General features: G+C 62.4%; 6 protein-coding genes. All 6 read left to right on the forward strand.

Translation table 11 applies throughout. The features are described 5' to 3' along the window. Nucleotides 1–929, forward strand: a 929-nt coding sequence (locus C1D09_RS02845) for a cysteine synthase A (RefSeq protein ID WP_143972889.1), incomplete at its 5' end; no start/stop codon positions are given. Beyond that, nucleotides 929–1672: an alanyl-tRNA editing protein gene (locus C1D09_RS02850; RefSeq protein ID WP_143972890.1), complete on the forward strand. Its 744-nt coding sequence runs from the start codon at nucleotides 929–931 to the stop codon at nucleotides 1670–1672. The genes C1D09_RS02845 and C1D09_RS02850, both read left to right, overlap by 1 nt. A gap of 38 nt (nucleotides 1673–1710) precedes the next feature. Then, nucleotides 1711–2637, forward strand: a complete 927-nt coding sequence (gene sseA / locus C1D09_RS02855; protein WP_143972891.1) for a 3-mercaptopyruvate sulfurtransferase — start codon at nucleotides 1711–1713, stop codon at nucleotides 2635–2637. A 5-nt stretch (nucleotides 2638–2642) separates the two neighbouring features. Further along, a complete protein-coding gene (locus C1D09_RS02860) occupies nucleotides 2643–3206 on the forward strand; it encodes a GNAT family N-acetyltransferase (RefSeq protein ID WP_143972892.1) in 564 nt (187 codons plus the stop codon). Nucleotides 3207–3305: 99 nt separating this feature from the next. Then, nucleotides 3306–3863 carry an OmpA family protein gene (locus tag C1D09_RS02865; protein ID WP_143972893.1) on the forward strand — a complete coding sequence of 186 codons (558 nt, stop codon included), beginning with the start codon at nucleotides 3306–3308 and terminating at the stop codon, nucleotides 3861–3863. A gap of 175 nt (nucleotides 3864–4038) precedes the next feature. Then, on the forward strand, nucleotides 4039–4506 hold the full coding sequence (locus tag C1D09_RS02870; RefSeq protein ID WP_143972894.1) for a DUF1203 domain-containing protein: 468 nt from the start codon (nucleotides 4039–4041) through the stop codon (nucleotides 4504–4506). Nucleotides 4507–4593: the final 87 nt, after the last annotated feature.

Genomic DNA, 4593 nt, shown 5'->3' on the forward strand with positions numbered 1-4593 from the left:
ATCCGGGGCAATCGGTCAAGGATCGCGCCGGCCTTTTCATTATCCGTGACGCTGAACAGCGCGGCCTGTTGAAGCCAGGCGGCGTCATCGTGGAGGGCACGGCAGGCAATACGGGCATCGGGCTGACGCTGGTCGCCAAGGCACTGGGTTATCGAACCGTCATCGTCATTCCCGATACGCAGAGCCAGGAGAAGAAGGACACGATCCGGTTGCTCGGAGCCGAGCTGATAGAGGTGCCGGCCGTGCCCTACAAGAACCCCAACAATTACGTGAAACTGTCGGGACGGCTGGCCGAGCAGATGGCGAGGACCGAGCCGAACGGCGCCATTTGGGCCAACCAGTTCGACAATGTCGCCAACCGCGATGGGCATATCCGCACCACGGCGGAGGAAATCTGGGCCCAGACCGGCGGCAAGGTTGACGGTTTCGTCTCGGCGGTCGGTTCAGGCGGCACGCTGGCCGGCGTCGCTTTCGGACTGAGGGCCAAGAGCAAGGACGTGAAAATCGCGCTTGCCGACCCGCTTGGTGCCGCGCTCTACAGTTTCTACACCAGCGGCGAATTGAAGTCCGAGGGCAGTTCGATCACCGAAGGCATCGGGCAAGGGCGTATTACCGCCAATCTCGAAGGGTTCACGCCGGATTTCTCGTTCCAGATCAAGGACGAGGACGCACTGCCGATCGTCTTCGACCTGATCCAGGAAGAAGGCCTGTGCGTCGGCGGCTCGACCGGCATCAACATTGCCGGCGCTATCCGGCTCGCCAGGGAATTGGGCCCGGGCCACACCATCGTGACCATTCTTTGCGACTACGGCACACGCTACCAGTCGAAGCTGTTCAATCCGCAATTCCTGCGTGAGAAGAATCTCCCGGTGCCGGGCTGGATGGAACTGCACAGCACGATTTCGGTGCCTTTCGAAAAGGTCGCATGATGGCGCACAAGACGGAAGCGCTGTTTCGAGACGACGCCTATCTGCGTACGGCGGATGCGGCGGTTGCTGCCGTCAACGATCGTGGCGGCATCATCCTCGACCGGACGATCTTCTATGCCACCTCGGGCGGCCAGCCGGGCGATACCGGCTATCTCGAACGTGCCGATGGCAGCCGCATCGCCATCGCCGCCACCATCACGGGTGAGACCAAGGACGAGATCATCCACGTGCCGGCGCCGCAGCAGCCGGCCCTGGCGGTTGACGACAAGGTCAAACTCGCCATCGACTGGGAACGTCGGCATCTGTTGATGCGCATGCACGCGGCTTGCCATCTGCTTACCGTCGTTTGTCCGTTTCCAATCACCGGTGCGGCGGTTTCGGAGGACGACAGCCGGGTCGATTTCGACATTCCGGACGCCAGCTTCACCAGGGAAGAGGTCACCGCCAGCCTGATGGATCTGGTGCGCGCCGATCATCAGATATTCACCAGGCTGATCAGCGACGAGGAACTCGCCGCGAACCCCGGCCTGGTCAAGTCGAAGAACGTTCGGCCCCCTGTCGGTACCGGCAGGATCCGCCTGGTGTGCATTGGTGAGAATGGCGCGGTCGATAGCCAGCCCTGTGGTGGCACACATGTGAAAAGCACCGGCGAAATCGGTGAAATCCACATCGGCAAGATCGAAAAGAAGGGCCGTGAGAACAGGCGCTTCCGCATCCGCTTCGGCCCGATGCCGGCCGCCTGACACGCAACCTTGCCCTGCCCGGAACAGAGGGAACCAAAATGGCCGAAGACAGTCCTTTCACCGTCGACGCGGACTGGCTGCAGGCGCGCCTGGGCGAGCCCGGCCTGACCATCGTAGACGCGTCCTGGTATCTGCCGGCGCAAAAGCGCGACGCGCGCGCAGAATATAATACCGGCCATATTCCAGGCGCGCGCTTCCTGGATCAGGACGCGGTGTCGGATCCCGACGCCGCTTTGCCGCACACGCTGCCTTCGCCTCAGCATTTCGCGCAATATGTCGGTGCGATGGGCGTCTCCGCCGACGACACCATAGTCGTCTATGACGGCCCGGGTTTCTTCTCGGCACCGCGGGCATGGTGGATGTTCCGCATCATGGGCGTTTTCCAGACCTATATCCTGGATGGCGGTTTCGACGCTTGGAAGGCGGCCGGCTGGCCGGTAACGTCAGAGCCGACGAAGATCGCGCCAAGCGTGTTCCATGCCGATTTCGATGCCGGCCGCGTCGCCAGCCTCGCCGATATGCGCCGGATCGTCGAGACCGGCGCCAGCCAGATTGCCGATGCCCGTGGACCCGGCCGCTTCACCGGCGTCGAGCCCGAGCCGCGCGCGGGGATCCGCTCCGGCCATATGCCGGGCGCACGCAACGTGCCGTACTCCGCACTGTCGGAAAACGGCGCGCTGTTGTCGAAGGACCGTTTGCGCAAAGTGATCGAGGACGCCGGCATCGACCTGTCGAAGCCCGTCATCACGTCTTGCGGCTCCGGTGTCACCGCCGCGGTGGTTACGCTCGCGCTGGAGACGCTTGGCCACACCGACAACAGGCTTTATGACGGCTCATGGACGGAATGGGGCGGGCTCTCCGACACGCCTGTCGTGACCGGGCCCATGACGACTGGCCCCGCTAGGACCGGCCACGCCAAAACCGGCCCCACCAGAACCGGCCCCACCAGAACCGGCAAGGAATGAGCGCGATGGAAAACGGTGTGCTGCAGGACATTGAAGTCACGGTGACTTTTCTCGAAATGCATGCCCCTCCCGCGGTCTCCCCGCCAGTGCCCTACAACCGCCAGGTCGCACTGCTGAAGACCAGGGACATCCCCTTGCATTTCTACCGCTATTTGATGGACCGGGTCGGGCGCAAATGGCATTGGGTGAATGTTCTGAGGTTGGACGATGAGGAGCTTTCGGCCGGCATCCACCGTGAGGACCGCGACATCAGGGTGCTCTACCTCGACGGTGCGCCAGCCGGCTTCTTTGACCTCAAGCCGCATCTGCCTGATGAAGTCGAACTCGCCTATTTCGGCATGATGGAACATGCCACCGGGCAAGGCATCGGCCGCTGGTTCCTGGGCTCGGCGATTTCAGCCGCGTGGTCGCATGGGCCAAGACGGGTGACGGTGCAGACCTGCACGCTGGACCACCCCGCAGCTCTGCCGCTCTACCAGAAGCTCGGCTTCAAGCCGGTCGCGCAGAAGAAGGAGGTCGTGCACCCGCTGCCTTTCGCCGAGCGCTCGGCCAGCGTCATGCGCCCGTGACATCGGCCGGAACCTGAACCGGCCGTTCATCGGCGCTTCAGCCTGCCTTTGGCATCTTGCCCGCATCATCAATGCGGCTGAGGCCGAAGGAGAATAGATATGCTGACACGCCGTACACTCGTCGCCGCGCTGATCGCAGCGGTCGCAATGCCGAGCCTTGCCGCTCCCCAGGCGACGACGCCTTCGGCCGCGACGATCGAGCGCAAGCTCGAGGCGGCGCCCCGGGTGAAGCTGCGGCCGAACGAGCGTGTCACCATCCGCGAATTCAAGCGCCGGCCGGATTTGCGCCGCATGGCGCGCTCGATCGACATCCAGTCGATCAATTTCGCCTTCGGCTCGGCGGCTATTTCCAGTTCGCAATACGACAAGATCGAGAACATCGCCGACGCGCTTCAGCGCATCCTGCGCCGCGATCCCGGCGCCCGCGTGCTGATCGAAGGGCATACCGATGCCGTCGGTTCCTTCCACTCGAACCAGATCCTGTCCGAACAACGGGCCGCTTCCTTGAAACGCACGCTGGTGCGCGAATTCGGCGTGCCCGGCTATGCCCTGGAAACCGTGGGCTACGGCGAGGAGTTCCTGCTCGTGCCGACGCAGAACGAAAACTGGCAGAATCGCAGGGTGACATTGCGACGCTTCGACGATTTCATTCGGTGAACCAGGGTTCGATCGACTTTAATTAGCTGGCTTGTTGTGGTCGCTCGGCGCTATCGATGATGCTTTTTGTCCATGGAGGGACCGACATCGGATCGGTCCCTCCCTTTGGCAAGAATCGGGTGGGAAACATTGGCCTGGGCAAATAGTTTCGGTCGGCAAACCGGAGTTTTTCACCATGGCCATTCAGTTCAAAGCGCTCCCCAGAGAACAAGTAAGGAAGCTGCAACGCGGCGGTCCCGATGCTTACGGCCAGACGCCAGAGCAGAGGATTTCCGACGGCGACGGCATGCCTTGCCGGCACTGCCTGAAGAATATCGCCGCCGGCGATGCCTATCTCATCCTTGCCTACCGGCCCTTTCCGGAGCTTCAGCCCTATGCTGAAACCGGGCCGATTTTTCTGCATGCGGAAGAGTGTGAGCGCGCGGCCGAGACCGAATTGCTTCCCGAGGTGCTCGAAAGCCCGGACTACATCGTGCGCGGCTATGGCAACGATGATCGAATCGTCTACGGCAGTGGCGGGGTCATTCCTACCGACGCAATTGCAGCACGGGCCGAGACTTTGTTCGAGCGCGATGACATCGCCTACGTGCATGTCCGCTCGGCGCGTAACAACTGCTACCAGTGCCGGATCGAGCGGGCCTGAATTGTGGGCAGGAAGCCTGTCGTATTCTCGTCGCATAGACGCGATAGAACGTGAGTGTCGATTGATTGGCCGACCGCGGATGAACCG

It is taken from the genome of Mesorhizobium intechi, assembly GCF_002879535.1.
Taxonomy (GTDB): Bacteria; Pseudomonadota; Alphaproteobacteria; order Rhizobiales; family Rhizobiaceae; genus Mesorhizobium; species Mesorhizobium intechi.

Coding starts and splice junctions, on each gene's coding strand:
- C1D09_RS02850 (WP_143972890.1), top strand. CDS start 929: ATGGCGCACAAGACGGAAGCGCTGTTTCGAGACGACGCCTATCTGCGT.
- sseA (WP_143972891.1), top strand. CDS start 1,711: ATGGCCGAAGACAGTCCTTTCACCGTCGACGCGGACTGGCTGCAGGCG.
- C1D09_RS02860 (WP_143972892.1), top strand. CDS start 2,643: ATGGAAAACGGTGTGCTGCAGGACATTGAAGTCACGGTGACTTTTCTC.
- C1D09_RS02865 (WP_143972893.1), top strand. CDS start 3,306: ATGCTGACACGCCGTACACTCGTCGCCGCGCTGATCGCAGCGGTCGCA.
- C1D09_RS02870 (WP_143972894.1), top strand. CDS start 4,039: ATGGCCATTCAGTTCAAAGCGCTCCCCAGAGAACAAGTAAGGAAGCTG.